Source organism: Cupriavidus sp. NPDC089707 (assembly GCF_044748965.1).
In the GTDB taxonomy this organism is placed as follows: Bacteria; Pseudomonadota; Gammaproteobacteria; order Burkholderiales; family Burkholderiaceae; genus Cupriavidus.
This window is the reverse complement of the sequence record NZ_JBIVHB010000012.1, coordinates 147965-173967: the sequence shown is the minus strand read 5'-3', so window position 1 is coordinate 173967 and position 26003 is coordinate 147965. Positions and strand designations below refer to the sequence as shown.

The window sequence follows — 26003 nt, the reverse complement described above, 5'->3', positions numbered from 1 at the left end:
GTCTCCATGATGCCGGCACCTGTGCGCCGGTCTGTTATCGATCGGCGCCAGATTGCAGGACAAGGATACGGCTGGCTATCCGGATTTCCCGAACGGAGCGTACGGCAAAACTGAATGCCCGGCGGAGATCGAGAGGACTGGCAGGGCATGCCGCGGCGGCAAGCCGTGCATGGCAAGGCGTCACCGGCAGGCGCGAGTCTCTTTCGCGCGGATGCGCCCGAGCGCCTTGAGGAAACGGTAACCCTGGAGCGTGACCTGCGGCCGGCTGACGCTGGGCCCGACCCGTTCCAGCGTAATCAGCTGGTGCGCGAGCAGCGCTTCCACATCAGTCCGGTCCAGCTCGGGTGGGTCGCTGCTGTCGTTGACAAGGACCAGGGTGGCAAACTCGTGATGACTCAGCACAGGCGTCTCCTCGGCAAACATGGGTAGTGTGTTGCAACGGGACTGCGCTAGCGCCCTCTGAGGTGCGGCAGGTCTGGTGGTGCAGACCCTGTTGTCTGGGGCGCTTAAGATTGGCTGGCGGCGCTTACCGGTTGCGCCGCGAAAGTCCATCTTAGTCGGTCACCCGGGACTGTTCAATGCGGAAGGAAGAGCCGCTGCATTATCCTCACATTGCCCTGCCAGGCCGGCGCTCGCGCGTCGCGGTGCAACATGGAGATGCGGCGGCAATGTCCGACCGGTTGGTCGGTATGCTTCCCTGCCGCACCCGCAGAGCGCCGGCGGCCAGGGCTCATGACAGACAGCAGCTCAGGCGGGCTTGAGGTGCCCGGCGTGAGGGAACCCGGTTACTGGGACTTCCTGTATTTCAGTTTCACGCCGGGCATGAATTTCCAGACGTCGGACATCACCATCCACGGCGCGCATATGCGCAAAGTGGTGCTGGCGCACTGCATGGCTGCGTTCCTGTTCAACATGGGGATCCTGGCGTTCACCGTTAACGCCCTCGGCGGCTTGTAGCACGGAGCACGGGCCGGCCAACCTTCATCTGTCTGACATATACGCCCGCCAGAATTCGTGACGTCATTCAAGCCACGGAGTCGACATGACCCACACAATTGAAGTCCGCGGGCTTTCCAAATCGTTCCGCGCGGACCGCAAGGCGCTTGACGAGGTCACGCTGAGCGTTGCCCCCGGCGAAATGGTTGCACTGCTGGGTGCCTCGGGATCGGGCAAGTCAACGCTCCTGCGCCATATGGCCGGCTTCGTCACCGCCGATGCCGGCGAGATCCTGGTCAACGGCCGCCCGGTGCAGCGCAATGGCCGCCTCGCCCGCAACGTACGCCATGTGCGCGGCGAGATCGGCTTCGTCTTCCAGCAATTCAACCTGGTGGGCCGGCTGCCGGTCATCACCAATGTCCTGGTCGGCATGCTGGCCCGCATCCCGAAATGGCGCAGCCTGTTCCGCATCTTCAAGGCCGATGAGCTGCGCGCCGGTATCGATGCGCTTGCCCAGGTTGGTATAGACGACTATGCGTTTCAGCGCGCCTCGACGCTGTCGGGCGGCCAGCAGCAGCGTGCGGCGATCGCCCGCACGCTGGTACAGAACGCGCGCGTGATCCTCGCCGACGAGCCGATCGCCTCGCTCGACCCGGAGTCGTCGCGCCGCGTGATGTCGCTGCTCACTCAGATCAACCGCACGCGCAAAGTGGCGGTGGTGGTGTCGCTGCACCAGGTGGACGTGGCCATGCGCTATTGCCCGCGCGTGGTGGCGCTGCGCCACGGCAAAGTCGTCTATGACGGCCCTTCGGCGGCGCTGACGCCTGCCATGCTGCGCGACCTGTACGGCACCGAGGCCGACGAGCTGCTGCACGATGCCGCAACAGATGCGGACGAACCCGCCGCGACAATGCCCGCGCCGGTGATGGTCACGATGAACCTGGCGGCGGCCTGAGCGCGCCACCCCTCCCGCAGTCTCCTCCCACGCTTTCCCAATCGGAGTTATCCATGCTTCGCAGAACCTTTGTCGCCGTCGTCGTCGCTTCAGGCCTCGCCGTCCTGCCGGCACTTCCCGCTTTTGCCCAGGACGCCAAGAGCCTGAGCATCGGCTTTATCTCGACGGAATCGTCGTCGAACCTGAAGACCGCCTGGCAGCCGCTGATCGACGATCTCAGCAAGACGCTGGGCGTGACGGTCAAGCCGTTCTTCGCCTCGGACTATGCCGGCATCATCGAAGGCATGCGCTTCAACAAGGTCCAGATCGCCTGGTTCGGCAACAAGTCCGCAATGGAAGCAGTGGACCGTGCCAACGGCGAAGTGTTCGCCTCGGTGATCGACAAGGACGGCAACCCGGGCTACTGGTCGCTGCTGATCGTCAACAAGGACAGCGACCTGAAGAGCGTCGAGGACGTGATCAAGCGCGGCAAGGAGCTGAGCTACGGCGCCGGCGACCCCAACTCGACCTCGGGCACCGCGGTGCCGGGTTACTACCTGTGGACCGCCAACAAGGTCGAGCCGAAGACGCTGTTCAAGGCCGTGCGCATCGGCAACCATGAAACCAATCTGCTGTCGGTGCTGAACAAGCAGGTGGACGTGGCGGTGAACAACACCGAAAACATGGAGCGCTACCGCATCAACACGGGCAAGAATCCGTTTGACCAGGTGCGCGTGCTGTGGAAATCGCCGCTGATCCCGGCCGACCCGATGGTCTACCGCAAGGACCTGTCGCCCGAGCTGAAGAAGAAGATCCAGACCTTCTTCGTCAACTACGGCAAGGGCGCCGACGCCGCACGCGAGAAGCAGGTGCTGGCCGGGCTGACCTACCAGGGCTTCCGCCCTTCCAGCGACGCGCAGCTGGTGCCGATCCGCCAGATCGAGCTGGCCCGCGAGAAGGCCAAGATCGAGACCGACACGACGCTGGCTGCTGCCGACAAGGACAAGCGCCTGGCCGACGTCTCGCGCCGCCTGGCCGAACTGGACAAGGCCGCCGCGGCCACCAGCGCGCAATAAGGCGCGCATTGCAGGGGCCGGCCTGTCGCCGGTCCCCTGCCGTTCCCTCACACCCTGCTTCAAACCGGATTGCCCATGACCGTCACCGCCACGCCCGGCCTGCCCCCGTCGTCTCAAAACCCTGTCCGGCCGCCGCGCACGTCCCTCGCCATGATGCTGACCTGGGCGGTCGTGCTGGCGTTGCTCGGCCTGTCCTGGCAAGGCGCCGACATGCGCCCCCTGGACCTGCTGCGCGATTCCGACAACATGGCGAAATTCGCCGCCGAATTCTTCCCGCCTGATTTCCGCGACTGGCGTCACTACCTGGACGAGATGCTGGTCACCGTGCAGATCGCGCTGTGGGGCACCGCCATGGCGGTCGCGATGGCGGTGCCGCTGGGCTTGCTGTGCTCGGCCAATATCGTGCCCGCGTGGGTCTACCAGCCGGCGCGTCGCATCATGGATGCCTGTCGCGCCATCAATGAGATGGTATTTGCGATGCTGTTTATCGTCGCCGTCGGACTGGGGCCGTTCGCGGGTGTGCTGGCAATCTGGATCCACACTACCGGCGTGCTGGCCAAGCTGTTTGCCGAAGCGGTCGAGGCGATCGACCCGCGGCCGGTTGAAGGCGTGCGGGCCACGGGTGCGGGTCCGATCGACGAGATCGTCTATGGCGTGATTCCGCAGGTGCTGCCGTTGTGGTTATCGTTTGCGCTGTATCGCTTCGAGTCGAATGTGCGATCGGCGTCGGTGGTGGGCATTGTCGGCGCCGGGGGTATCGGCACCGTGTTGTGGGAAATCATTCGCAGTTTCCAGTATGGGCAGACCTGTGCGGTGATGATCATCATCATTCTGTTTGTGTCGGCCATCGATATTATTTCTGCCCAGATTCGCAAGGTGCTGGTGTGACACTATGCTGATGCGTTCCCGCACTGAAGGCGGCTCCACCGCTCCTGCCCTTGCCTTGCGCGAAGTACGCGGTTCCGATGCGGAGTTGCGGCATCTTTCCGCCCTGCTTGCCGCCATGGATGGCGAGACGCCCTTGTCGCTGGAGACGATGCGCGAGCGGTATGCGACCATGCGGCGCTATCCGGACTATCGTTGCTACATGATGGTCGATGCTGATGAGATACCGCTGGGCACGTTCAGCCTGCTGGTGTTTCCTGTGATGGTTCATGATGGGCGGCCCGAGGCCATCGTCGAGGCCGTCGTGGTCGCGCCGCACGCGCGCGGCATGGGCGTTGGCAAGGCGATGATGCGGGAGGCCATGCGGCTGGCGCGGGAGGCTGGGGCGGGGAAGCTGGCGTTGTCGTCAAATGCGCGGAGGCTGCAGGCCCATCGGTTTTATCGGGGGCTTGGGTTTATTGAGCATGGGGTTAGTTTTAGTATCGGGCTTTGAAGTGCCGTTGTCGCTGTGGGTGACATGCTGTCGGCCGTTGAAGCGCCGTTATCGCTGTGGGTGACATGCTGTCGGCCGTTGAAGCGCCGTTATCGCTGTGCTGTCGGCCGTTGAAGCGCCTGGTTCCGCCCTCCTGGGCGGGTCACTTTTTGGCCGAGCGCCAAAAAGTAACCAAAAAGCGCGTCGCCTGAGCGGCTGGCTATCAATTTCGTGGCGGCAGTGGATCGGGCGGCTTTGGTCTCCAATTCGTGTGGGTGCCCGTTCGACCCTGCTACGCTCCCGGGAGGGTGCCTGCGTCGAAGGGTTGTTGAACGAACCCGAAGCAGGGTGGTGGCCGCCTGCTAACGACCGCATCGGTGGGACGCCTTCGGCTGCGCTACGCGCCGGCCCTAACGTGGCAGAGCTGCCGCCCAAGTCCGGGCTCCCGCTTCGGGCCCAACGTCGCACGCGATAACGCTGTGCGAGCGCAGCGACGCACTCCGTGCCTGGGCACCCGACCTACGATACTGAGCGCGCGCAGCGCAGCCGAAGGCGTCCCACCGATAACGCGCTTAGCAGGCTGCCAATCCCCTGCTTCGGGTTCGTTCAACAGTCCGTGGAAGCAGGCACAGACAGGGTGCGTAGCAGGCCCGAACCACCATCCCGATCAAACGGAAATCACCACCGCCCGAACCACCCACGCCGCCAAATTGATAGCCAGCCGCTCAGGCGACGCGTTTTTTGGTTACTTTTTGCCGCTCGGGCAAAAAGTGACCCGCCCAGGAGGGCGGAACCAGGCGGTTCAAGGGCCGATAGCATGTCACCAACAGCGACCACAACGCTTCAAAGGCCGACAGCATGCCATCAACAGCGACCACCGCGGCGAAGGCTCAGCTATCCACCCCCACCCCCACCCCCACCACCCGCGCCAAATCATCCGCCGATACCTGTAGCGCCCCACTGTTGTCGATCTCCACCAACAAACACCCATCCGGAACATCAAACGCCTGCCCCGCCCGCGCCAGCCGCCGCGCGATCGCCTCCTCTGACTCACGCCCACGCTGACGCAGGCGCGCCGCCAGCACCTCTGGCTTGACCCGTACGTGGATAGCGCAAAGCTTCGGATAGCGCGCCACTGCCTGCGGCAGGTACTCCCGCGAGCCATTGACGATCACCGTCAACCCTGCAGCCAGCCACTGCTCGATCTCGACGCCAATGCCATAGTGCAGCCCATGGCTGTGCCAGTTCAGCGCCAGGCACCCAAGCGCCTGGCGGCGCTGGAACTCATCGGGTGTCAGGGCCACCGACGCTTCGTTGGCATCGGCCTCGCGCGTGATATAGCGATGCGCCACCACCACGCGATCGTCGGGCCTCAATCGCTCGCGCAGCGCGCGCAGCAGCGAATCCTTCCCGCTGCCGGACGGCCCCATTACATAAAACAGGCCGCTGCCGTCCGTCTTGATCTGCGTGCTCATGCGTCCAGGTACGCCGCACCGGCGCCATCGTTGATACTGCCATCGAAGCCATAGTGGCGCCCGACGATAAAGTCGTCGCCAGCCTGCGGCTGCACGAATACGCTGATGCCATCGACATGCAGCGGCGTTTCCAGCAGCTTGCCGCCATCCGCCGACAGCCGTGCCAGCGCTGCCGCCTCGCTGGCGGCATCGAGCATGCCGGTCAGCGTGATATGGAAGACAAAGGTCTCGAACACATACGGATAGCCCCAGGCATCGAGCATATGGCGCTGTGCAGCGCTCAGCTGCTCAAGCCTGCGTCGTGCCAGTTCGGCCGCGGCCGGCGCCGCCCGGAAGCGCTCGAATGCCACCACGCTGGCATCGGCCAACGCCTGCATCGGCGGTGACGCTTCGGCCAGGCACCATGCGACAAAGCCCCGCAGCGAACGCAAAGCCAGCGGCGGGTCGAAAGCTTTGCGGCCCCGCGCAAACTCTCGGGCCGCGGCGTCGAGTTGCGCGCCGTCCGTGCCCTCGGCAAGCCGGAACGGCGGCTTCAGCGTGGCATGCAGGCCATAGTGGGCCGGCGCCCGCACCCACTCGGAGGGCGGCGCGGTGAACTCGGACGGCATGGGCGCGGCCGCGCCGGTATCGGCATTGCGGCCAAGCCACTGGTTGCCGAAGGTACGGAACGGCTCGGCCGGAGCCAGGTAGATCGCGTAACGGTGAGCATGCATGGTCATGCAGCCAGTGTACCGGCGTCGGCAAGATCGACCAACGGCGGCATCGCCGCGGCATGCTTCAGTTCGCCATTGACGATGGTGGCGCAGACGCGCGGCGCACCCGGCCGTCTGTCGTCGACCAGGATGGCGTCGGCGCGCAGGCCCGCGGCCAGCGTGCCGCGGTCGCGCAGTCCGGCCGCACGCGCGGGATTGCGCGACACGAGGTGCCACGCACCCTGCAAATCGAGCACGCCCAACTGCGCCAGGCGCAGCGCCGCCTGCAGTGGCGCGGGGTAGTAGTAGTCGGAAGCGAGCACCGTGCACAGGCCGGCGGCCACCATCTCGGTCGCGTTGGGCGCGCCGGTGTGGCTGGTGCCGCGCACCACGTTGGGCGCGCCGAACACGATGTCGTCGCCCAGCTGGCGCGCCAGCGTCGCGGCGTCGATGGTCAGCGGAAACTCGGCGATACGGCAGCCGCGGCGGTGGTAGTGCTGGCGCGTGGCAACGTCGGGGTCGTCATGCGAAGCCACCGGCAGCCCGGCCGCGCGCGCCGCGGCAATCAGACGCGCCATCGCCTCCGGCACTTCCTGCGCATTGGCGCTGGCCGCGCGCAGGCGCCGGCGGAAGGTCTCGACGTCGCACTCGGCGCGTTCGGCGTATTGCCGCAGCTTGCCTTCGTCGGCCATGCGGCGTGCCATCATCGGCAAGTGGTCGTTGATGGCAAGCAGGCCAATACGCCCATCGGCGATCCAGGCCAGTGCGGTATCGACGCCGGCGAGGTGGAATGCCTCGAAGCGCAGATGCACCTTGTGCTCGGCGCCAAGCATGGGGCTCAGTTGCGCGAGCGCTTCGAACATGCGCAGCGCATACGCTTCGCCGCGCAGCCCGCCCTCCCATGACAGGGTCACGCCATGGAACTCGGTGGTGATGCCGTTTGCCAGCAGCTGGCGGTCCACGTCGAGCAGCGCACCCGCGTACGGGAAACTGACGCCCGGACGCGGCATGACAGCGCGCTCGAATGCGTCGCCATGGATATCGACGATGCCGGGCAGCACCAGCAGGTCGCCCGCGTCCAGCCACAAGCCGGATGCTGGCGCATGCTGGACCAGAGTGCCGTCGCGCCAGCCCAGCGTAGCCGGCCCCAAGCCCGCCGCGCCAAGCACGCGGCGCCCCGTGATGCCGCTCAGCTGCGGCGCTTGGGTAGGAATGATCGTATGCATGGACAGGACGTTAGCGCCGGCAAATGACAAGCAGATGTCTAGACCAATACGCGCGGCGTCCGCGCAACGTCAGTCGCTGTCCGAAACCGTCAGCTGCACCCAATCCCCGGCAAAGCGCGTCACGCTGTACTGCACCGGCTCGCCGTCGATATCGACGTTGAGCGCCTCCACCTGCAGCACCGGGCGCGTCTTGGGCTGGTTCAGCAGCCGTGCCACCGGGGCGCTCGGCATCGCGGCGGTAATGCGCGACCACTTGCGGGTGTAGTCCGCGATGCCGAACTGCGCGAGCGCGCGCGACACCGATTGCTGCGCGCGAATCGCCTCGTCGATGCCGGGGAAGCGTTTCGGATCAAAATAATGCTCGGCAACGTCGATGGTGCGTGCCTCGGCCCGCCCGCGCATCTGCACATGCAGCACCGGCGCCGTGCGCGCCAGGCCCAGGTGGCGTGCGATTTCCGGCGCACGCAGTTCCTGGCAGCCGATGATCTCGGTATGCCCGCGCATGCCCTGCGCGGCCAGGTTCTGCGAAAAGCGCGTGCGCCGTCCGATCGCGTAGTCGATCGCGTGCTCCTGCACGAAGGTGCCGCGGCCCTGCTCGATACGCACCAGTCCGCTCAGTTCCAGTTCGCCCATGGCGCGCCGGATGGTGTGCCGGTTCACGGCGAAGCGTGTCGCCAGTTCCGGCTCCGGCGGCAGCTGCTCGCCGGGCTGGTACAGCTTGTTGCGGATGTCATCCGCCAGCGCCTCGCCGATCTGGCGCCAAACCGCCACGCCGGAACCCCGTTCTACTTCCCGATCAGACATCCTGCCCTCTTGTCATCAAGCGTTCATTGGTGCCATGCGATTGTGCCCGAGTTATGCCGACATGGCAGGGTGCCCGACTAATGCCGGGCAGCGTCACGAAACGTTCATCTGCCTGTGGTCTAGTAGCGGCGTGTTCACCTTGTGACATCTAAACGTATAGACGTATAGGGGTAATGATGCAAAGCGAAACCGCCGGTCCGGCAACGACCGATGCGAACCCGGCCCGCGCTGCCTGGCTGCGGGTATTGGCAATGGCGCCAACCGAGGTGCTCGATGCTGCCTATGCCAAACTGGGCCAGGCAGCGGCCCTGCCCGCGTGGCGCCTGCTGCGCAAGCCGGAGTCCGGCATGGCGATGGTGCGCGCGCGTGCCGGCGGCACCGGAGCGCAGTTCAACCTCGGCGAAATCACGGTCACGCGTTGCGCGGTCGTGCTGGAGGACGGCGATGCCGGCGGCACAGTAGGCGTTGCCTATGTGCAGGGCCGCAGCGCGCAACACGCGCAACAGGCGGCGGTGCTGGACGCGCTGCTGCAGCGACCGGCCTGGCACCAGCGCGTGCACGACGCCGTGCTGGTGCCCCTGGCCGATGCCCATGCCGCACGCGCGGCCCAGCAGGCAGCTACCGCCGCGCAAACGCGCGTGGAGTTCTTCACCATGGTCCGGGGAGAGGACTGACATGATTGCCAACCAACCGATGCTGTCCACCGCCACGTCGCTGGTGCCAGGCTTCGACAACCCGGTCGACGACGCCCAGCAGGTATTCCGCGCCACGCTGCATGCCTTTGCCCATCCCGGGCAAGTCCAGTCCCTGCCGGCGACCACCGGCCTGCCTGACGGCCTGTCGCCGGCGCTTGCCGCGCTGCTGCTGACGCTGGCCGATCCCGACACCCCGGTGTGGCTGCCGGCGGGCGTGCCCGCCGCCGCGCGCGCTTTCCTGCGCTTCCATTGCGGCTGCCCGCTGACCGACGACCTCCGCGCCGCCACCTTTGTGTGCGTGCCCGCCGGCCACGCCATGCCGGCACTGGCCGACTGCGCGCAGGGCGAGCCCGCGTTCCCGGACCGTTCGGCCACGCTGCTGGTGGAAGTCGACTCGCTCGACGACGGCGACATCTTCACGCTGCGCGGCCCCGGTATCGAGCGCACGCAAACGCTGCGCGTGGCCGGCCTGCCGGCCGGCTTCCGCGGCGCCTGGCACGCCAACAACGCCGGCTTTCCGCTGGGCGTCGACCTGCTGCTCGCCAGCGGCGACCGGTTCTGCGCGCTGACGCGCACCACGCAGATGGAGGCCTGACATGTACGTAGCTGTCAAAGGTGGCGAACGCGCCATCCTGAATTCTTACCAGATGCTCGACGCCTACCGCCGCGGCGACACGACGTTGCCCGAACTGACGCTGGCGCAGATCCGCGAGCAGATGCCGCTGGCCGTCTCGCGTGTGATGGCCGAGGGCTCGCTGTACGACCCGCACCTGGCCGCGCTGGCGCTGAAGCAGGCCGCCGGCGACCAGATCGAGGCGGTGTTCCTGCTGCGCGCTTACCGGACCACGCTGGCGCGCTTTGGCTATACCGTACCGGTCGATACCGGCGCAATGCGCCTGCAGCGCCGGATTTCATCGACCTTCAAGGACGTGCCCGGCGGGCAGGTACTCGGGCCGACCTACGACTACACGCAGCGCCTGCTGGACTTTTCTCTCGAAGCCGGCCGCGATCCCGCACCGCTGCCGCCTTCGGCGGAGCCGCTGCCCGCCAGCATGCCGCGCGTGACCGGCCTGCTGGAGGCGGAACAACTGGTCGAAGCCGACCAGATCCCCGCCGACGACCCCGCCCCGCCCGACCTGACGCGCGAGCCGCTGACCTTCCCCGCCAGCCGCGCCGCGCGCCTGCAGAACCTGGCGCGCGCCGATGAAGGCTTCCTGCTGTCGATGGGCTATTCCACGCAGCGCGGCTATGGCAACTCGCACCCGTTCGCGGCGGAAATCCGTTATGGCACCGTTGAGGTCGAACTGTTCGCCGAAGAACTCGGCTTCGCGGTGACGATCGGCGAAGTCGAGCTGACCGAATGCCAGATGGTCAGCCAGTTCACCGGCAACGCCGACGAAGCGCCGCGCTTCACGCGTGGCTACGGGCTGGTGTTCGGCTACAACGAGCGCAAAGCCATGTCGATGGCGCTGACCGACCGCGCCATGCGCGCCGCCGAACTGGGCGAGGCCGCCGACGCCCCGGCCAACGATATCGAATTCATGCTGTACCACAGCGACAACGTCGAGGCCTCCGGCTTCGTGCAGCACCTGAAGCTGCCGCACTACGTGGACTTCCAGGCCAACCTGGAACTGCTGCGCCGCCTGCGCGGCGAACAGGAAGGCACGAACGCCGCAGCGCCGGCCCAACCCAAGCAACCCGCGCAACCCGAATCGCATCCACAGCCCCAGCCGCAAGAGGAGACGCTGGCATGACCGCCGCGAACGCATCCGCCGCCACGGGCATCGCCCGCGACGAGCACTACAACTTCGGTTACCTCGACGAATCGACCAAGCGCATGCTGCGCCGCGCCCTGCTCAAGGCCGTGGCGATCCCCGGCTACCAGGTCCCGTTCGGCAGCCGCGAAATGCCGCTGCCCTACGGCTGGGGCACGGGCGGCATCCAGGTCACCGCCGCCATCATCGGCAAGCCCGACACGCTGAAGGTGATCGACCAGGGTTCCGACGACACCACCAACGCCATCAATATCCGCCGCTTTTTCGGCCGCGTGACCGGCGTCCAGACCACCGAGCGCACCGCCGAGGCGTCCATCATCCAGACCCGCCACCGCATTCCGGAAACGCCGCTGCACGCGGGCCAGACCATCGTGTTCCAGGTGCCGATCCCCGAGCCGCTGCGCTGGCTGGAGCCAAGCGAGACCGAGACCCGCACCATGCACGCGCTGTCGGAGTATGGCGCGATGCATGTGAAGCTCTATGAAGACATTGCCCATCACGGGCATATCGCCACCACCTACGACTATCCCGTGATCGTCAACCAGCGCTACATGATGCGGCCCTCGCCGATTCCCAAGTTCGACAACCCCAAGCTCGACCGCAGCCCCGCGCTGATGCTGTTCGGCGCCGGGCGCGAGAAGCGCGTCTATGCCGTGCCGCCGTATACCTCGGTAAAGAGCCTGGATTTCGCCGACCATCCGTTCACGGTCGAGAAATGGACGAGCTGCTGCGCGCAATGCGGCGCCACCGACAGCTACCTGGACGAAATCATCACCGACGATGCCGGCACGCGCATGTTCGTCTGCTCCGACACAGAGTACTGCGCCGATCGCCAGGCCGGGCAAGCGGTCAAGCACGCCGCGGGAGGTGCCCAATGAGCACGACCCCGCTGCTGTCGGTGCGCAACCTGACGCGCACCTGGGACGGCCTGCATGGCTGCCATGACGTCAGCTTCGACCTCTATCCCGGCGAAGTGCTGTGCGTGGTCGGCGAATCCGGCTCGGGCAAGAGCACGCTGCTGCAGGCCTTGTCGATGCAGGCGCCGCCGCAGCGCGGCAGCGTCAGCTACGACATGCGCGAATCCGGCCTGACCGACCTGGCCACGCTATCCAGCGCACGCATGCGGCTGCTGGCGCGCACCGACTGGGGCTTCGTGCGCCAGCATGCCCGCGACGGCCTGCGCATGCAGGTCAGCGCCGGCGCCAATATCGCCGAACGCTTGATGGCGGTGGGCGAACGCCACTACGGCAACCTGCGCGAAGTCGCCGGAAGCTGGCTGGAGAAAATGGAGATCGACCTGGCCCGCCTCGACGATGTCCCCGGCACGTTCTCCGGCGGCATGCAGCAGCGCCTGCAGATCGCGCGCAACCTGGTCACGCATCCGCGGCTGGTGTTCATGGACGAGCCCACCGCCTCGCTCGATGTCTCGGTGCAGGCGCGCCTGCTCGACCTGTTGCGCCGCCTGGTCTCCGATCTCGGCCTGGCCGCCGTGCTGGTCACGCACGACCTCGCCGTCGCGCGCCTGCTGGCGCACCGCACGCTGGTGATGCAGGGCGGCCGCGTGGTCGAGCAAGGCCTGACCGACCAGATCCTCGATGACCCGCAGCACCCCTACACGCAGCTGCTGGTCTCCTCCATCCTGCAAGGCTGACGACGATGCAAGCAGACAATGCACAGAAGCTGAAGAAGCTGGTTGAGGTCCGCGGCCTCGGCAAGATGTTTACGCTGCACAACCAGGGCGGCATCCGCCTGCCAGTGCTGAATGCAATCGACTTCGACGCCGCGCGCGGCGAATGCCTGGTGCTGTCGGGACCTTCGGGCACCGGCAAAAGCACGCTGCTGCGCTGCCTCTACGGCAATTACCTCGCCACCGAAGGCAGCATCCGCCTGCGCGACACCAGCGCCGACGGCGAGCCGTGGGTCGAGCTGAACAACGCCCCCGAACAGCGCGTGCTGAAGCTGCGCCGCGACGTGATCGGCTACGTCAGCCAGTTCCTGCGCGCGATCCCGCGCGTGTCGGCGCTGGACGTGGTGGCCGATCCGCTGCAACAACGCGGCACCAGTCATGACGAAGCGCGCGCCCGTGCCGAGGTGTTGCTGGAACGCCTGAACCTGCCGCGCCGGCTGTGGGAACTGCCGCCGGCCACCTTCTCGGGCGGCGAGCAGCAGCGCGTCAACATTGCCCGCGGGCTGATCGGCGGCCACCCGATCCTGCTGCTCGACGAGCCCACCGCCTCGCTCGATGCCGACAACCGCGCAGTGGTGGTCGATCTGATTCGCGAGGCACTGGCCGAAGGCCGCGCCCTGATCGGCATCTTCCACGACGAGGCGGTGCGCGACGCCGTGGCTACGCGCCTGCTGCCGCTGCAGCCCGCCACTGCTCCTGCCCTCGCCCCCCAATTGCCAGTGACTGGCCAGTAACTGTCCAGAACAACGGAGCCGGACATGACCGCAACCTACCTGACGCACGCCACCCTGGTGCTGCCCGACCGCGTGCTGCATGACAGCGCGCTGCTGATCGAGGACGGCCATATTGCCGCCATCGAGCCAGCCGCCGCGCCGGCGCACGCCGACGTGATCGACCTGCGCGGCCACACCGTAATGCCGGGACTGGTCGACGTGCATTGCGATGCCATCGAGAAAGAGGTGGAACCGCGCGCCAACGTGCTGTTCCCGCTGGATTTCGCCGTGGCCCAGGTCGACCGCCGCAACGCCGCTGCCGGCATCACTACGCCGTACCATGCGCTCTCCTTTGCCGGCAATCACTTCGGCGTGCGCAACGTCGACACCGCGGCCACGCTGGTGCGCACCGTGGCCGCGTTCCGCAGCCACAGCCTGGTCGACAACCGCATCCATTGCCGCTATGAAGTGACCGATGCCGGCGCCGTGCCGGTGCTGGAAATGCTGATGGCCGAGGGCGTGGTTGACCTGCTGTCGGTGATGGACCATTCGCCGGGCCAGGGCCAGTTCAAGACGCTGGACGCCTACCTCGCCTACATGATGGGCAACCACGGCATGACCCGCGACGAAGCCACCGACGCCGCCGACAAGAAAGCTGCCGCGCTGGACGGCGCGCATGAGCGCGTGAACCGGCTGGTGGCGCAGGCGCACCGGCTCGGCATCCCCACGGCCAGCCACGATGACGATTCCCCGCAGCGCATCGCCGCCATGCAGGCGCTGGGCGTGCGCATGAGCGAGTTCCCGATCAACCTGGAGACCGCGCAAGCCGCCTGCGCGCAGGAGTTGCCGACCATCCTGGGCGCGCCCAACGTGCTGCGCGGCAAGAGCCAGAGCGGCTCGATGCGCGCGATCGACGCCATCCACGCCGGTGTCGGCACTATCCTGTGCTCGGACTACCAGCCGTCAACGCTGATCGCCGCGGCCTATGCCGCCGCCCGGCAGGCGGAGCTGCCGCTGAACGAAGCGCTGGCGCTGGTGACGGCAAACCCCGCGGAAGCCTGCCTGCTGCGCGACCGGGGCCGGCTGACGCCGGGGCTGCGTGCCGACGTGATCGCCGTGGCCAGCGTGGCCGGCCAGCCGATGGTCACCCATACGTGGTCGGGGGGGCGGATGGTATTCGCAGCGGGGTATCGTGGCGGCAAGCCGGAAACAAGCGCTACGTCCCGCCAGGAGGCAATACAGGCGGTAGCCTGATCGACGGCTTGCGCTTCATCTGACGGCAAAAGCCTGAAGCATCGGTGTCTCTGCATGCCGGACGACGCCGGACTTGTCGGCCACCCACGCCGCCACGGGGTGGCCGGACGGCAGCGGGTCGCTCAGCGACGTTTCATCCGCAGCGCCGATGCGGTACATCTTTGTCGCGGCGGACCAGGGACTCCTCCTCTTGCCGGGCGCCGACAATGCGGTTGCCTTCGCGCAGGGTGGTCAACTTCTGGCAGAGCTTGCCCAAGCCTGCTTTCTGAGCCGCGATGGAAGCGAGCCCTAAGGCAACGGATCCGCCGGCAACACGCTCAACCCCGACGCGCTGGTCGACATGGTCCTGCGCTGGCTCCTGAGCACACCGTTCTCGTCGAACTCAAACAGCACCGTCGACGACCGGATGGAGCCGCCGGCGAACAGCGGCCCGATGAAGGGAATAAAGCTCTCGGGATGCGGCCGGGAACTCGCGAAGGAATAGACCAGGATGGTCGAGCCGTTGCTGAGCGTCGTCTCCGAGGTCGGCTTGCCGAGTTGCGCGGTCACGTCGTCAAGCGTGGAGAAGTCGAGCAGGAAATTTTCCAGATGCTCCTGCCGGACGTCGACGCCCGTCGAAACGCAGGCAGCCAGCATCGCGCTGGCTGCGATCAGGGCGTGAACACGCTTCATGTTGTCACCGCCGTACCGTTGTGCGTGGCTAGTGTCATGAGTTGGAAGTTCGTTGCAACGAACTTGCGATTCATGGCACTAGGGCCGTGATGCCAGCGTAGCCCCGCATTGCGTCCGGCATGCCCGTTCCCAAAGCATAGTCTCTCCACGCCGCGTTGGTCCGGGTCTTCCGCAGTGCGCCGTCCGGCCGGACTGACCCTGCGTCGCAGGTGTCCCCGACGCCATTTGCGGCGTGCATCCTGTCGTACACTAGGCACTGGCCCCCGCACTCCGGCTTGCGGTACAGATTTGTACTGCCCGCCTTGACTCTGCTCAAGCCTTTATCCGCCGAGAGCTAGCAAACTGGCATCCATGACTTTTCCTACTTCGCCATCCGGCACGCCCCGCGCTGCCGATGCTGGTCAATCCAGCGCATCCTTCGGGTCCCATCGCACCCTGCCCTTGCCACGCGGCCGCTTTGGGTGGATCACCGGCATCGTCAGCTGGATCGTGCTGGTTGCCAGCACCCTGTTCTGGTGTGCACTGTTGTTCCCGCTGGCGCTTCTGAGGCTGGTGCTGCCTTTTGCCGCGGTCCGCCGGCGCGTCGATCCCGTGCTGAATGGCATTGCCGCGGCGTGGATTTCCTGGACTTCCGGCTGGTTCGCGCGCATCCAGCAGGCGCCGTGGGATGTCCAGGGCAATACCGGGCTGCGCTACGCGGACTGGTACCTGGTCAACTGCAACCACCAGTCGTGGGCCGATATCTTTGTGCTGCAGCGTACGCTGAACCGGCGCATCCCGTTGCTGAAGTTTTTCCTGAAGCAGCAGCTGATCTATGTGCCGGTGATCGGGCTGGCCTGGTGGGCGCTGGACTTTCCGTTCATGAAGCGCCATGGCAAGGCGGAACTGCGCCGCAACCCGGCGCTGCGGCGCCAGGACCAGGAAACGGCGCGGCGCGCGTGCGAAAAATTCTCGCTGGTGCCGACCAGCGTGATGGTGTTTGCCGAAGGCACACGCTTTACCGAGGCCAAGCGTGCTTCCCAGGCCTCGCCATACCGCCACCTGCTCAAGCCCAAGGCGGGCGGGCTGGCGGTGGCGCTGAATGCGATGGGAACGCGCTTCCGCTCGATGATCGACGTGACCATCGCCTATCCCGACGGCGTGCCGAGCTTCTGGGACCTGGCTTGCGGCCGCGCCGGCATGGTGGTGGTGCGCATGCACCAGTTGCCGGTGCCGCCGGCGTTCTGCGAGGCCGACTACGCCACCGACAAGGCGTTCCGCACCGAATTCCACCAATGGCTGGCACGGCAGTGGCAGGACAAGGACGATGAGATCGAGGCCTTGACTACCCCGCGCGCCAGCTGACCGCGCACACATTGCCCGGCTGCCGCCCTGCTACCCCGGCAGCCGCTCCACCGCCCGCTTGCCCTGGCTGACCGCCGCCGTCACCGATGGACTGCCGGCGTTGTCGCTGTTGGCAATGCTGACATTGCCGACCCCGGCCAGGTTCGGCCAGGCCGCGTCGGCTGCGACGTTCTCCCCAGCCACGCTGTCCGGCATATAGCTGTAGCCGTGCGCCCAGCGATTCACCGTGATGCCGCGGATGACTTTGCTGGCGCTGAAGCCGGCATGCCCCAGCATCCGGTCAAGCTGCGCGCGGATGTCCCGCTCGAGCGCGTCGAACGGGGTCCCGAGCAGGAAGGCACGGCCAGCGCGGAAACGGTCGCGGGCGCGCATGCCGCTGTCGGGCACGGTTGGCACATAAAGCATGTGCAGCACCGCAGGGTCGGACGGGCGAGATCCCGCGGGCGGCTCCAGCCACAGGTCGGTGTACGTCATGGCCGGCGCGTGAATGCGCCGCGCGCGCAGCGCGGCGAAGGCCTGCCAGTTGTCGAGCGCCACCTTGGTGTAGACCAGCGGGGCCTTGGCCTCATCGCGCAGCACCGACTTCTGTGCCGCCGGCAGCGACGGCAGCAAGTACGGGATCATCATGTTGTAGCCTGCCAGCACCACGTGGCGCGCTTCGACACGGTGCAGGTTGCCGTTCCAGCCGTAGGTCACGCGAGTGATGTTGCCATCGGGCTCGACCGCGATCGCGGTGCTGTTCAGCCGCAGCCGCACCGGCGCGCCGTCGCGGTCCAGCCGGCTGTAGTCGAAAGCGGCGGCAGCCACGTCGGCCGGGGTGGCAATCGACGCCACGCCGGGAATCAGGCTGTGCACCATCAGCCGCGCCAGCGAGGCGTTGCCATCGGGGAACCACAGGCGCGAGGCCGGAGACTTGCCCAGCCGGCTGTTCGGCGCCGGCGCGGGCATGTTGGCACCGGCGGGCAGCCCGATCGCGATGGCGTCGGCCACCGATATGCCGTCGGCATCGAGCGCATAGGCATCATTGCTGCGGCTGCGCAGAAAGCGCAGCGCCGGCAGGCCGAGGCCGGCCTTGTCGCGCAGGAAGGCGGCGTAGCGCATGGTACGTAGCGCGGCGGCGCGTGCAGTGCCTTCCAGACCGGGCAAGTAGTCGGTGGTGCCGGCCGCCAGACGGGCCAGCGCGGCGCGGTCCGCTGCGGGCAGCGGCGCCAGATTGAGGAAGCGCTGCAAGGCCGCGGCGTCAGGGCCCTGCGCGCGCAGGCCATTGCGTGCATCAACCAGCTCGCCGAAGGGATCGCCGCCGACCCACTGGTCGCGGCCGAAATGCTCGGCGTCGAAGAACACGGCGCGGCCCATGCCCAGCGCGGCATATGGGTCTGACGGCGGCGCGGCTGGCATGCGCGCGGGATCGAGGCCAATGCCGGCCAGCAACTCCCGCATGGCAGCGTCGCTGGCCGCGCCGGGCGGCATCTCGGCGCTGCCGCCATAGGTGACCAGACGCTGGCCACGGACGGTGAATTCGTTGCGCTTGGCATGGCCGCCGAAGTCGTCGTGGTTGTCGAGAATCAGGATGCGCCGGGCGGCGCCGAAACGGCGCCGGTAGAACCACGCCGCCGCCAGTCCGCTCAGCCCGCCGCCGACCACGACCAGGTCAAAGGCCTCGCGAGCCAGCACCAGGGGATATTTGGCACCCTCGCGCGCCAGACCGTGGGCCAGCGTATACGTGCCGGCATGGTTGCCGCGCAGCCCGGTCAGGGCCGGCGGATAGCCGGCGTTTGCCGCACCGCCCTGCTGCGCGTGCAGCCATTGCACCGGCGTCAGCCCGGCGGCAATGGTCAGCGCCGTGCCATTGAGGAAGTCTCTGCGCGTGATCGTCATCGGATGCTCTTCGGAAAGCGGTGTGTGCCGGAGCGCTGTACTTCAGCGCTGTACTTCAGCGCTGTGCCGCCAGCGCCTTGCGCCGCGCGGCCACGTCGGCTTCAGTCACCGGCCCGGCGCGGTTGCCCCAGCCGCGCCGGATAAAAGTCAGCACACTGGCCAGTTCCTGGTCGTCCAGCGTCCAGCCATAACCGGGCATGTGGTAGTCAGTGGCGGCGGTGCCGACGCGCGCAGTGACGGCGCCATCGAGCAGCAGGTTGACCAGCGACGCCGGATCGGGATCGGCCACGGTAGGGTTGCCTGCCAGCGGCGGGAACACGCGCGCAAATCCCTTGCCGTCGGCGCCATGGCACGGCATGCAGTACACCGCGTACTGGCGTGCGCCCGGCAGGTCGAAGCGGCCCTGGTGCAGTTGCTGCATGGTGGCCGGATCGGGGCGGAACGGCTTGTCCTCGCCGCGCGCGCCAGGCAACGACTTGAGGTAGGCCGCCACGGCATTGAGGTCGCCCGGACTCATGTGTTGCGTGGCGGTGGAGATAACGGTGGACATTGGCCCGAACGAGGTCGCGTGCGCATTGCGCCCGGTGCGCAGGAACTCGGCAATGTCCGCGCGCGACCATGCGCCAAGGCCGGTGACCTGGTCGCCGGTCAGGTTGGTCGCGGACCAGCCTTCCACGCTGGCGCCTGACAGGAAGTGGCGGCTACGCTCGTCCAGGCCTTTCTCGGCGAACAACCGGCCGCGAGGCGTGTGGCAGGCACCGCAGTGGGCCACTGCCTGCACCAGGTAGGCGCCGCGGTTCCAGGCGTCGCCGCGCGCGGGCTCGGTGCGCACCGGATCATCGTCGAGAAACAGCAGGTTCCACACCGATAGCAGCGAACGCATGCCATACGGAAAGCGCAGCTGCGGCGCGGGGTTGCGCTGCGCCACCGGCACGACATCCGCGCGCAGATAGGCATACAGCGCGGCCACGTCGTCGGCACGCATGCGGGCATAGGACGGGTAAGGCATGGCCGGATACAGGCGCTTGCCGTCGCGCGCCAGGCCCTTGCGCAGTGCGCGGTCAAACTCGGCCAGCGTATAGGCGCCGATGCCGGTGGCCGCGTCGGGGGTGATATTGGTCGAGTGGAGCGTGCCGACGGCGGTGCGGATCGGCAACCCGCCGGCAAACGGCTTGCCGCCTTCGCGGGTATGGCATGCCGCGCAGTTGGCGATGCGCGCGAGATAGCGGCCGCGCTCGACCTGCTGCGCCTCGGTGGCGCCTGCGGCCAGTGCCGGACGGGCCTGGCAGGCAACCAGCAGCGCCAGGGAAAGCCACAGCCAGGGCAACCATCGCGCCGGCAGCAAAGCGGCGGCGCAATGCCGCCCCGTCGGGCGAGACATGGGTCGATCAGCTTGTTGTTGTGATGGGAATGTAACGCGACGCAACTGCTCAGGCTGTCGTCACGGCCGGCACGGTCCTTGCCGCTGCCGACGCGCTCGAGACCGCCCAGTTGGCGGCCAGCACCAGGCAGACCACCAGCCCCGCGGCCACGGCCACGCCGGTCAGGATCAGCGGCACCGGACGCAGGTTTTCCAGGTCGCGCTGGTGCTCCTGGCCCTTGCGCAGGCCAAAAAAGCCCCACAGCACGGTCCGCAATAGCCTCAACGGGTTCATTGTCTCTCCTTGCACGAAAGCCGATGGCGACGACAACCGATTATGGCCGCCGGCCGCCAGCCATAACAGCATCAGATACCGGGAATATTTACGTATCAGTTGCCCGGCCGGGGCGATAATGCCACCTCGCACCCCGCCCCCGACAGCGCCCCATGAAACGGTACGAAGCCCTGGCCGAAACCCTGGCCGCCGATATCCGCAACGGCAGCCTGCCGCCCGGCACCCGCCTGCCGTCGATCCGCAAGACCGTGGCGCAATACGGCGTCAGTCCCTCCACCGCGTTCCAGGCCTACTACCGGCTGGAAGAGCGCGGCCTGGTGCGCGCGCGCGAGCGTTCCGGCTACTACGTGGCGGGGCCGGCGCGGCGCGACCTGCCGCAGCCGCAGGCTCGGCCGGCGCGGCAAGTCTCGACCCAGGTCGACATCTCCAAGCTGGTGTTCGCGGTGCTGGAGAGCGCGCGCGACCGCAAGCTGGTGCAGTTTGGCTCAGCCTTTCCGTCGCCCGAACTGTTCCCGTGGGAGCGGCTGGGCAAGTCGCTGGCGCGGGCCGGCCGTGCGCTGGATCCGTGGCATTCGGTCAACGACCTGCCGCCCGGCAACGCGGCGCTGCGGCGGCAGATTGCGCTGCGCTACCTCGGCGCGGGGGCGCCGCAGCCGGCCGAGGAACTGGTCGTCACCAACGGCGCGCTGGAGGCGCTGAACCTGTGCCTGATGGCCGTGACCCAGCCGGGCGACGTGGTCGCGATCGAGTCGCCGGGGTTCTATGCCGCGCTGCAGGCGCTGGAACGGCTGCGCCTCAAGGCGCTGGAGATCCCGGTCGATCCGGCGCAGGGCATTGACCTGGGCGCGCTCGACCACGCGCTGTCGCGCCACCCGGTCAAGGCCTGCTGGTTCATGACGCAGTTCCAGAATCCGCTCGGCGCCAGCATGTCGGAGGACAAGAAGAAGGCGCTGGTGGCCCTGCTCGCACGTCATCAGGTGCCGCTGATCGAAGACGATGTCTACGGCGAGCTTTATTTCGGCAACCGCTGCCCGCTGCCGGCCAAGGCCTTCGATACGCAGGGGCTGGTGATGCATTGCAGTTCGTTCTCGAAAACGCTGTCGCCGGGCTTTCGCATCGGCTGGGTGGCGCCGGGCCGCTTCGGCGAGGCGATCCAGCGGCTCAAGCTGATGACCACGCTGTCGGCCGGCGTGCCTGCCCAGGTCGCGCTGGCCGAGTACCTGCAGCACGGCGGCTACGACAAGCACCTGCGCCGCCTGCGCCATGTCCTGGAAATGCAGCAGGGCCAGATGCTCGACGCCATCGGACGGCATTTCCCGGAGGGCGTGCGCGTATCGCGGCCGGATGGCGGTTACTTCCTGTGGGTCGAGTTCGCGCCGGGCTTTGACGCGCTGGCGCTGCACCATGCCGCGCTGGAGGCCGGAATCGGGCTGGCGCCGGGGCCGATCTTCTCGGCGCGGCAGGGCTACCGCAACTGCATCCGGCTCAACTACGGGCATTTGTGGAACGACGAGGCGGAGGCGGCAATCGCCACGCTCGGCCGACTGATCGCGCAACAGACAGCCTGAGCGGTCTCAGCGGTCTCAGCGGTCTCAGCGCGCATCGCGGCGGCGGCGCAGCGCCCATTCCAGCGTCTCGAACGCGGCCTGCACGGCGAGCGCCAGCACCGCGGCCGGGATCGCGCCGGCCAGCAGCAGCGTGGTGTCGTTGAGCGCCAGCCCGGTGGCGATGCGCTCGCCAAAGCCGCCGGCGCCGACGAACGCGGCGATCGTGGCCGTGCCCACGCTGATGATGGCGGCGGTCTTGACGCCGGCCAGCAGCACCGGCAGCGCCAGCGGCAGTTCGACGTAGCGCAGTACCTGGCCGCCGCGCAACCCGAGCGCGCGGGCCGCGTCGCGCATGCCCGTTGGCACCTGCTCCAGTCCGGTAGCGGTGTTGCGCACGATCGGCAGCAGCGCATACAGGAACAGTGCCACCAGCGCCGGCCACACGCCGATGCGGCCCAGCAGCGGGATCAGCATCGCCAGCAAGGCCAGCGACGGCACGGTCTGCAGCACGCTGACGGCGCCCAGCACCACCTGGCCGGTGCGCCGGCGGCGCGCGGCCAGGATGCCCAGCGGCACGCCGGCCAGCGTGGCAGCGCCGACCGCGCCGGCCACCAGTCCGACATGGCGCCGCGCCAGCCGGTTGGTATCGGGGCCAAGCAGCGCGCCGAGCAGGCCGCGACCGCTGGTACCTGCCGCAGCGGCCTCGGATGCCGGCGCTGCTGCCGTTTCGGTGCCGGGGTTCGGGCCATGGGCCAGGAACTCTCGCGCGACGAGATCGAACGGCTTGCGGTCAATCTCCGCCGCGGCGTTCATCGCCACCATGTCGGCCGCGCTGATGCGGCCCGACAAGCGCTGCAGCGCCTGCCACGCCTGAGGGAAGCGCTGCGGCACGTCCAGCCGGTACACCACCACGGCGTCATAGCGCGGGAAATAGCGGCGGTCATCTTCGAGCACGCGCAGCCGGTACTTGAGGATCTTGGCGTCGGTCGAATAAATGTCGATGGCATCCACCTGCCCCGCTGCCAGCGCCTCATAGGCAACGCCGTGGTCCAGCCCGGCCGGCTGCTGCGGCAGGCGATAGCGGCTGGCAAGACCGGGCCAGCCGTCCGCCCGGCCGAGGAATTCATGCGACAGGCCCAGCCGCAGCCGTGGCTGCGCTGCCAGGTCGCTGAGCCGGCGCAGGTGGGGCGGGCGGGTATCGGAGACGGCCAGTGCGTAGGTATTTTCGAAGCCGAGCGGGATCGTGGCTCCCAGCCCCAGCGGGGCCAGCGCCCGCTGGATGGCCTCCAGGCCAGCGCCAGTCGGCAGCTTCAGGATCTCGGCGGCGAGCGTGCCGGTGTACTCGGGATAGAGGTCGATGCTGCCGGCCTTGAGCGCCTCGAACACGATCGCGGTATTGCCCAGCCCTTGCTGGTGCTGCGCGGTGCCAGGCGGGCCGGCGGCCTGCGTCAGCAGTTCGCCAAGGATGTAGGACTCGGTAAAGCGCTTCGAGCCGACGCGCAGCGGGTCGGCGGCCTGCGCGGGCTCCGCAACCAAAAGTGCTGTTGCCAGCACCCAAAGTGCCACGCGCCACAGCGTGGGCTTTTCATTGTTCTGTCGATTGCCACGGAGCCAGGCAAACACATCCGTCCTTTTGGTGGGCCGGTGTGCGTCCGGCATCTCTACATCATAGCTGCGGCATAGCCTTATCCCGAAATAGTATTTGCCATCTGCATGATGGACGCGTCAAAATCCGGATTACACATACATCGCCTACGCCCAACGCCCATCGCCAATGGAAATCCGGCAACTGGAAGCCTTCGCCGCCGTCGTGACCACCGGCAGCGTCACCGCCGCGGGCCGCCTGCTCGGCCGCTCGCAGCCGGCTATCACCCGCCTGATCCAGGAGCTGGAGGCCGAACTCGGCTTTGCACTGTTTACCCGTAGCGGCCCGCGCGTCAGTCCGACGGAACAGGGTTTCCTCCTCTACGACGAAGTCGAGCAGACGCTGGCCGGCATGCAGCAGATCCGCAACCGGGCCGCGGCGCTGGCGCGCGGCGACGGCCGGCCACTGCGCATCGCGGCCACGCCGGCACTGGCCGCCGGCCTGCTGCCGCCCGCGCTGGCGCTGGCGTTCGAGCGCGGCCTGTGCGCGCCGGAACGCGTGGCCGTGCAAGGCGTATCGCCTGAACAGGTGGTCCATGCCGTGCTGACCGGCGCCGCCGACATCGGGCTGAACAGCCTGCCGCTGGAACACCGCGGCGTGACCGTGCACTGGATCGGCCAGTCGGCATGCGTGGCGGCGGTTCGCGACGACGATCCGCTCGCGGCACAGGCAGCGATTTCATTGCAGGATTGCCGCGCGCGCCGCATCGTCACCATGTTGAACCCCTACCGGTTGCGCCGCCGCGTGGACCGGGCGCTGGCCAGTGCGGGCGTGCCGGCTGCCGGCGTGATCGACACCAACACCTCGATCAACGCGCTGACGCTGGTCCGCGCCGGCCTTGGCGTTGCGCTGCTGGAGCCCGTGACCGCGCGCGGGCTGCCTTTGACCGACATCGCGGTGCGCCCGATCGACGCGGATATCCCGTTCTACTTCGGCGTCATTACGCCGCAGGCGCGCCCGGCCAGCACCGCCGTGCTGGCGCTGGTGCAAGCGGTGGCCGACGCCGCCGCGGCGCTGCTGCCAGACCTGCTGCTGCGCGACCCGACCGAGCACGGCGCGCTGCTGCAATCGCTGTACGGCGACACCGGCGCTGGCACCGACTTGTTTTCACCGGACACCGACCTTCCCAGCCATGACTGACCTCACCGATTCCACCCCCGCCGGCCTGCCCGCCCTCGAGGCACGCCTGCGCCAGGATCTGTCCTGGCTGGAACTGCCCGCCAAGCCGTGGACCATGCCGAGAACCCACGACGGCCGTGACGTGCTTGACGTCGCCGTGATCGGCGGCGGCATGGCCGGCCTGGCGGCCAGCGCCACGCTGGCGCAGCTTGGCATCCGCGTGCGCGCCTTCGACCGCGCGCCGGCAGGCTTCGAAGGCCCATGGGCCACCACGGCGCGCATGGAAACGCTGCGCTCTCCCAAGCAGCTGATCGGCCCCGCGCTGGGCTTGCCGGCGCTGACCTTCCGCGCCTGGTTCGAGGCGCAGTTCGGTGAAGACGCGTGGCAGGTGCTGGACAAGATCCCGAGGCTGCAATGGATGGACTACCTGCGCTGGTACCGGAAGGTGCTGGACCTCGATATCCGCAACGAGCACCGCGTCGAACAGATCGTGCCGCGCGCCGATGGCCTGGTGTCGCTGTCCATGCAGTCCCCCGAGGGCCCGCTGACTGTCCTCGCGCGCCGCGTGGTGCTGGCGACCGGCCGCGACGGCCTCGGCGGCGCCTACGTGCCGCCGCTGGCGGAGGCGCTGCCGCGCCACCTGTGGGCGCACTCGTCCGACGAGATGGATTACGCCACCCTGCGCGGCAAGCGCGTGGGCGTGGTCGGCGCCGGTGCATCGGCGATGGACAGCGCCGCCACCGCGCTCGAAGCCGGCGCGGCCAGCGTGGAGATGCTGGTGCGGCGCGAGGACATCCCGCGCGTCAACAAGAGCAAGGGTGCCGGCAACCCGGGGCTGACGCACGGCCACTATGGCCTGCCGGATGCCTGGAAATGGCGGCTGCGCCATTACATCAACGCGGAGCAGGTGCCGCCGCCGCGCGGCAGCACGCTGCGGGTGTCGCGCCACGACAATGCGCATTTCAATCTGGGCGTGGCGCTGGAATCGGTCGAAATCCGTGGCGACGCGCTGCATATCGGTACGCAGCGGGGCACCTTCGAGCTGGATTTCCTCATCTTCTCGACTGGGTTCCGGATCGACCTGGAAACTCGGGCGGAATTTTCCGCCTTTGCCCCGCATATCCGCTACTGGCGAGACCGCTATGTGCCACCGGCGGGCCAGGAAGATCGCGAGCTGTCCGATTCGCCGGATCTGGGCGAATCGTTTGAGTTCCAGGAAAAATCCCCGGGCGCGTGCCCGGGCCTGTCGCGCATCCACTGCTTCTGCTACCCGGCAGCGCTGTCCCACGGCACCATTTCCGGCGATATCCCGGCGATCAGCGACGGCGCACGCCGGCTCGGGCAGGGCATCGCCGCGCTGCTGTACCAGGAAGACGTCGAGCTGCACTACGCCGCGCTGCAGGCCTTTGCCGAACCGGAAATCTTCGGCGACGAATGGACCCCGGCGCTGCTGCCGGCACAGCGCATCGCGCAAGCCTGACCGTAATCCTTTGAACCGACACCCGAACCAAGAGAGTCC

General features: G+C 67.7%; 27 protein-coding genes. 16 read left to right on the top strand and 11 right to left on the bottom strand.

Annotated elements, in window-relative coordinates:
- Positions 1 to 180: 180 nt before the first annotated feature.
- Positions 181 to 402 carry a hypothetical protein gene (locus ACIP1U_RS20225; RefSeq protein WP_209764433.1) on the bottom strand — a complete coding sequence of 74 codons (222 nt, stop codon included), beginning with the start codon at positions 400 to 402 and terminating at the stop codon, positions 181 to 183.
- Between the two features lie 330 nt (positions 403 to 732).
- Here ACIP1U_RS20225 and ACIP1U_RS20220 point away from each other — a divergent pair, with 330 nt between their 5' ends.
- The 5 genes from ACIP1U_RS20220 to ACIP1U_RS20200 all read left to right on the top strand — a co-directional run bounded on the left by ACIP1U_RS20220 (position 733) and on the right by ACIP1U_RS20200 (position 4324).
- The gene (locus ACIP1U_RS20220) at positions 733 to 957 is read left to right on the top strand and encodes a DUF1345 domain-containing protein (RefSeq protein ID WP_400318389.1); all 225 of its coding nucleotides are present in this window, start codon (positions 733 to 735) and stop codon (positions 955 to 957) included.
- An 85-nt stretch (positions 958 to 1042) separates the two neighbouring features.
- Entirely contained in the window at positions 1043 to 1891 is an 849-nt protein-coding gene (phnC, locus tag ACIP1U_RS20215) for a phosphonate ABC transporter ATP-binding protein (protein WP_400318387.1), read from the top strand.
- 53 nt (positions 1892 to 1944) lie between these two features.
- Complete coding sequence (gene phnD, locus ACIP1U_RS20210) at positions 1945 to 2946, top strand: phosphonate ABC transporter substrate-binding protein (protein ID WP_400318384.1); 1002 nt, start codon at positions 1945 to 1947, stop codon at positions 2944 to 2946.
- Between the two features lie 75 nt (positions 2947 to 3021).
- Complete coding sequence (gene phnE, locus ACIP1U_RS20205) at positions 3022 to 3834, top strand: phosphonate ABC transporter, permease protein PhnE (RefSeq protein WP_400318382.1); 813 nt, start codon at positions 3022 to 3024, stop codon at positions 3832 to 3834.
- Between the two features lie 4 nt (positions 3835 to 3838).
- Positions 3839 to 4324, top strand: a complete 486-nt coding sequence (locus ACIP1U_RS20200; RefSeq protein ID WP_400318379.1) for a GNAT family N-acetyltransferase — start codon at positions 3839 to 3841, stop codon at positions 4322 to 4324.
- Between the two features lie 869 nt (positions 4325 to 5193).
- Here ACIP1U_RS20200 and phnN read toward each other — a convergent pair.
- The 4 genes from phnN to phnF form a co-directional block, all read right to left on the bottom strand.
- Entirely contained in the window at positions 5194 to 5778 is a 585-nt protein-coding gene (gene phnN, locus ACIP1U_RS20195; protein WP_400318376.1) for a phosphonate metabolism protein/1,5-bisphosphokinase (PRPP-forming) PhnN, read from the bottom strand.
- Positions 5775 to 6497 (bottom strand): DUF1045 domain-containing protein, encoded by a 723-nt coding sequence (locus ACIP1U_RS20190; RefSeq protein WP_400318373.1) that lies wholly within the window; start codon positions 6495 to 6497, stop codon positions 5775 to 5777. The genes phnN and ACIP1U_RS20190 overlap by 4 nt, the downstream gene beginning before the upstream one ends.
- A complete protein-coding gene (locus ACIP1U_RS20185; protein WP_400318370.1) occupies positions 6494 to 7696 on the bottom strand; it encodes an alpha-D-ribose 1-methylphosphonate 5-triphosphate diphosphatase in 1203 nt (400 codons plus the stop codon). Before ACIP1U_RS20185 ends, ACIP1U_RS20190 begins: the two co-directional genes overlap by 4 nt.
- Before the next feature lie 69 nt (positions 7697 to 7765).
- Positions 7766 to 8500, bottom strand: a complete 735-nt coding sequence (phnF, locus tag ACIP1U_RS20180) for a phosphonate metabolism transcriptional regulator PhnF (protein WP_400318367.1) — start codon at positions 8498 to 8500, stop codon at positions 7766 to 7768.
- Positions 8501 to 8673: 173 nt separating this feature from the next.
- On the opposite strand from phnF, the gene phnG reads away from it, so the two are divergent.
- The 7 genes from phnG to ACIP1U_RS20145 are packed head-to-tail and all read left to right on the top strand — an operon-like array spanning position 8674 to position 14624.
- The gene (gene phnG, locus ACIP1U_RS20175; protein ID WP_400318364.1) at positions 8674 to 9174 is read left to right on the top strand and encodes a phosphonate C-P lyase system protein PhnG; all 501 of its coding nucleotides are present in this window, start codon (positions 8674 to 8676) and stop codon (positions 9172 to 9174) included.
- A 1-nt stretch (position 9175) separates the two neighbouring features.
- The gene (gene phnH, locus ACIP1U_RS20170; RefSeq protein ID WP_400318361.1) at positions 9176 to 9790 is read left to right on the top strand and encodes a phosphonate C-P lyase system protein PhnH; all 615 of its coding nucleotides are present in this window, start codon (positions 9176 to 9178) and stop codon (positions 9788 to 9790) included.
- A 1-nt stretch (position 9791) separates the two neighbouring features.
- Positions 9792 to 10949 carry a carbon-phosphorus lyase complex subunit PhnI gene (locus tag ACIP1U_RS20165; RefSeq protein ID WP_400318358.1) on the top strand — a complete coding sequence of 386 codons (1158 nt, stop codon included), beginning with the start codon at positions 9792 to 9794 and terminating at the stop codon, positions 10947 to 10949.
- A complete protein-coding gene (locus tag ACIP1U_RS20160) occupies positions 10946 to 11848 on the top strand; it encodes an alpha-D-ribose 1-methylphosphonate 5-phosphate C-P-lyase PhnJ (RefSeq protein ID WP_400318356.1) in 903 nt (300 codons plus the stop codon). The genes ACIP1U_RS20165 and ACIP1U_RS20160 overlap by 4 nt, the downstream gene beginning before the upstream one ends.
- Positions 11845 to 12621: a phosphonate C-P lyase system protein PhnK gene (gene phnK / locus ACIP1U_RS20155; protein ID WP_209776013.1), complete on the top strand. Its 777-nt coding sequence runs from the start codon at positions 11845 to 11847 to the stop codon at positions 12619 to 12621. Before ACIP1U_RS20160 ends, phnK begins: the two co-directional genes overlap by 4 nt.
- A gap of 5 nt (positions 12622 to 12626) precedes the next feature.
- The gene (gene phnL / locus ACIP1U_RS20150) at positions 12627 to 13391 is read left to right on the top strand and encodes a phosphonate C-P lyase system protein PhnL (RefSeq protein WP_400318352.1); all 765 of its coding nucleotides are present in this window, start codon (positions 12627 to 12629) and stop codon (positions 13389 to 13391) included.
- Between the two features lie 24 nt (positions 13392 to 13415).
- On the top strand, positions 13416 to 14624 hold the full coding sequence (locus ACIP1U_RS20145) for an alpha-D-ribose 1-methylphosphonate 5-triphosphate diphosphatase (RefSeq protein WP_400318349.1): 1209 nt from the start codon (positions 13416 to 13418) through the stop codon (positions 14622 to 14624).
- 15 nt (positions 14625 to 14639) lie between these two features.
- On the opposite strand, the gene ACIP1U_RS20140 is transcribed toward ACIP1U_RS20145, so the two are convergent.
- Positions 14640 to 14783, bottom strand: coding sequence for a hypothetical protein (locus ACIP1U_RS20140; RefSeq protein ID WP_400318347.1), 144 nt, complete (start codon positions 14781 to 14783; stop codon positions 14640 to 14642).
- Between the two features lie 129 nt (positions 14784 to 14912).
- Positions 14913 to 15296: a hypothetical protein gene (locus ACIP1U_RS20135; RefSeq protein WP_400318344.1), complete on the bottom strand. Its 384-nt coding sequence runs from the start codon at positions 15294 to 15296 to the stop codon at positions 14913 to 14915.
- A 441-nt stretch (positions 15297 to 15737) separates the two neighbouring features.
- Between ACIP1U_RS20135 and ACIP1U_RS20130 the strand changes: the two genes are divergently transcribed.
- The gene (locus ACIP1U_RS20130; protein ID WP_400318471.1) at positions 15738 to 16640 is read left to right on the top strand and encodes an acyltransferase; all 903 of its coding nucleotides are present in this window, start codon (positions 15738 to 15740) and stop codon (positions 16638 to 16640) included.
- A 30-nt stretch (positions 16641 to 16670) separates the two neighbouring features.
- Here the strand turns inward: ACIP1U_RS20130 and ACIP1U_RS20125 are convergent, their stop codons facing one another.
- Genes ACIP1U_RS20125 through ACIP1U_RS20115 form a run of 3 tightly spaced genes read right to left on the bottom strand, consistent with a single transcriptional unit; the run spans position 16671 to position 20173 of the window.
- On the bottom strand, positions 16671 to 18518 hold the full coding sequence (locus ACIP1U_RS20125) for an NAD(P)-binding protein (protein ID WP_400318342.1): 1848 nt from the start codon (positions 18516 to 18518) through the stop codon (positions 16671 to 16673).
- A gap of 55 nt (positions 18519 to 18573) precedes the next feature.
- On the bottom strand, positions 18574 to 19899 hold the full coding sequence (locus ACIP1U_RS20120) for a c-type cytochrome (protein WP_400318339.1): 1326 nt from the start codon (positions 19897 to 19899) through the stop codon (positions 18574 to 18576).
- Positions 19900 to 19948: 49 nt separating this feature from the next.
- Complete coding sequence (locus ACIP1U_RS20115; RefSeq protein WP_400318337.1) at positions 19949 to 20173, bottom strand: DUF2970 domain-containing protein; 225 nt, start codon at positions 20171 to 20173, stop codon at positions 19949 to 19951.
- Between the two features lie 152 nt (positions 20174 to 20325).
- On the opposite strand from ACIP1U_RS20115, the gene ACIP1U_RS20110 reads away from it, so the two are divergent.
- Positions 20326 to 21741 (top strand): PLP-dependent aminotransferase family protein, encoded by a 1416-nt coding sequence (locus tag ACIP1U_RS20110; RefSeq protein WP_400318335.1) that lies wholly within the window; start codon positions 20326 to 20328, stop codon positions 21739 to 21741.
- 24 nt (positions 21742 to 21765) lie between these two features.
- Here ACIP1U_RS20110 and ACIP1U_RS20105 read toward each other — a convergent pair whose 3' ends face one another.
- Positions 21766 to 23274, bottom strand: a complete 1509-nt coding sequence (locus ACIP1U_RS20105) for a glycine betaine ABC transporter substrate-binding protein (RefSeq protein ID WP_400318469.1) — start codon at positions 23272 to 23274, stop codon at positions 21766 to 21768.
- Positions 23275 to 23494: 220 nt separating this feature from the next.
- On the opposite strand from ACIP1U_RS20105, the gene ACIP1U_RS20100 reads away from it, so the two are divergent.
- Together ACIP1U_RS20100 and ACIP1U_RS20095 are read left to right on the top strand one after the other, a co-directional pair.
- Positions 23495 to 24505, top strand: a complete 1011-nt coding sequence (locus tag ACIP1U_RS20100; protein ID WP_400318334.1) for a LysR family transcriptional regulator — start codon at positions 23495 to 23497, stop codon at positions 24503 to 24505.
- Positions 24498 to 25964: an FAD-dependent oxidoreductase gene (locus ACIP1U_RS20095; RefSeq protein ID WP_400318332.1), complete on the top strand. Its 1467-nt coding sequence runs from the start codon at positions 24498 to 24500 to the stop codon at positions 25962 to 25964. Before ACIP1U_RS20100 ends, ACIP1U_RS20095 begins: the two co-directional genes overlap by 8 nt.
- The last annotated feature ends 39 nt before the right edge of the window (positions 25965 to 26003 follow it).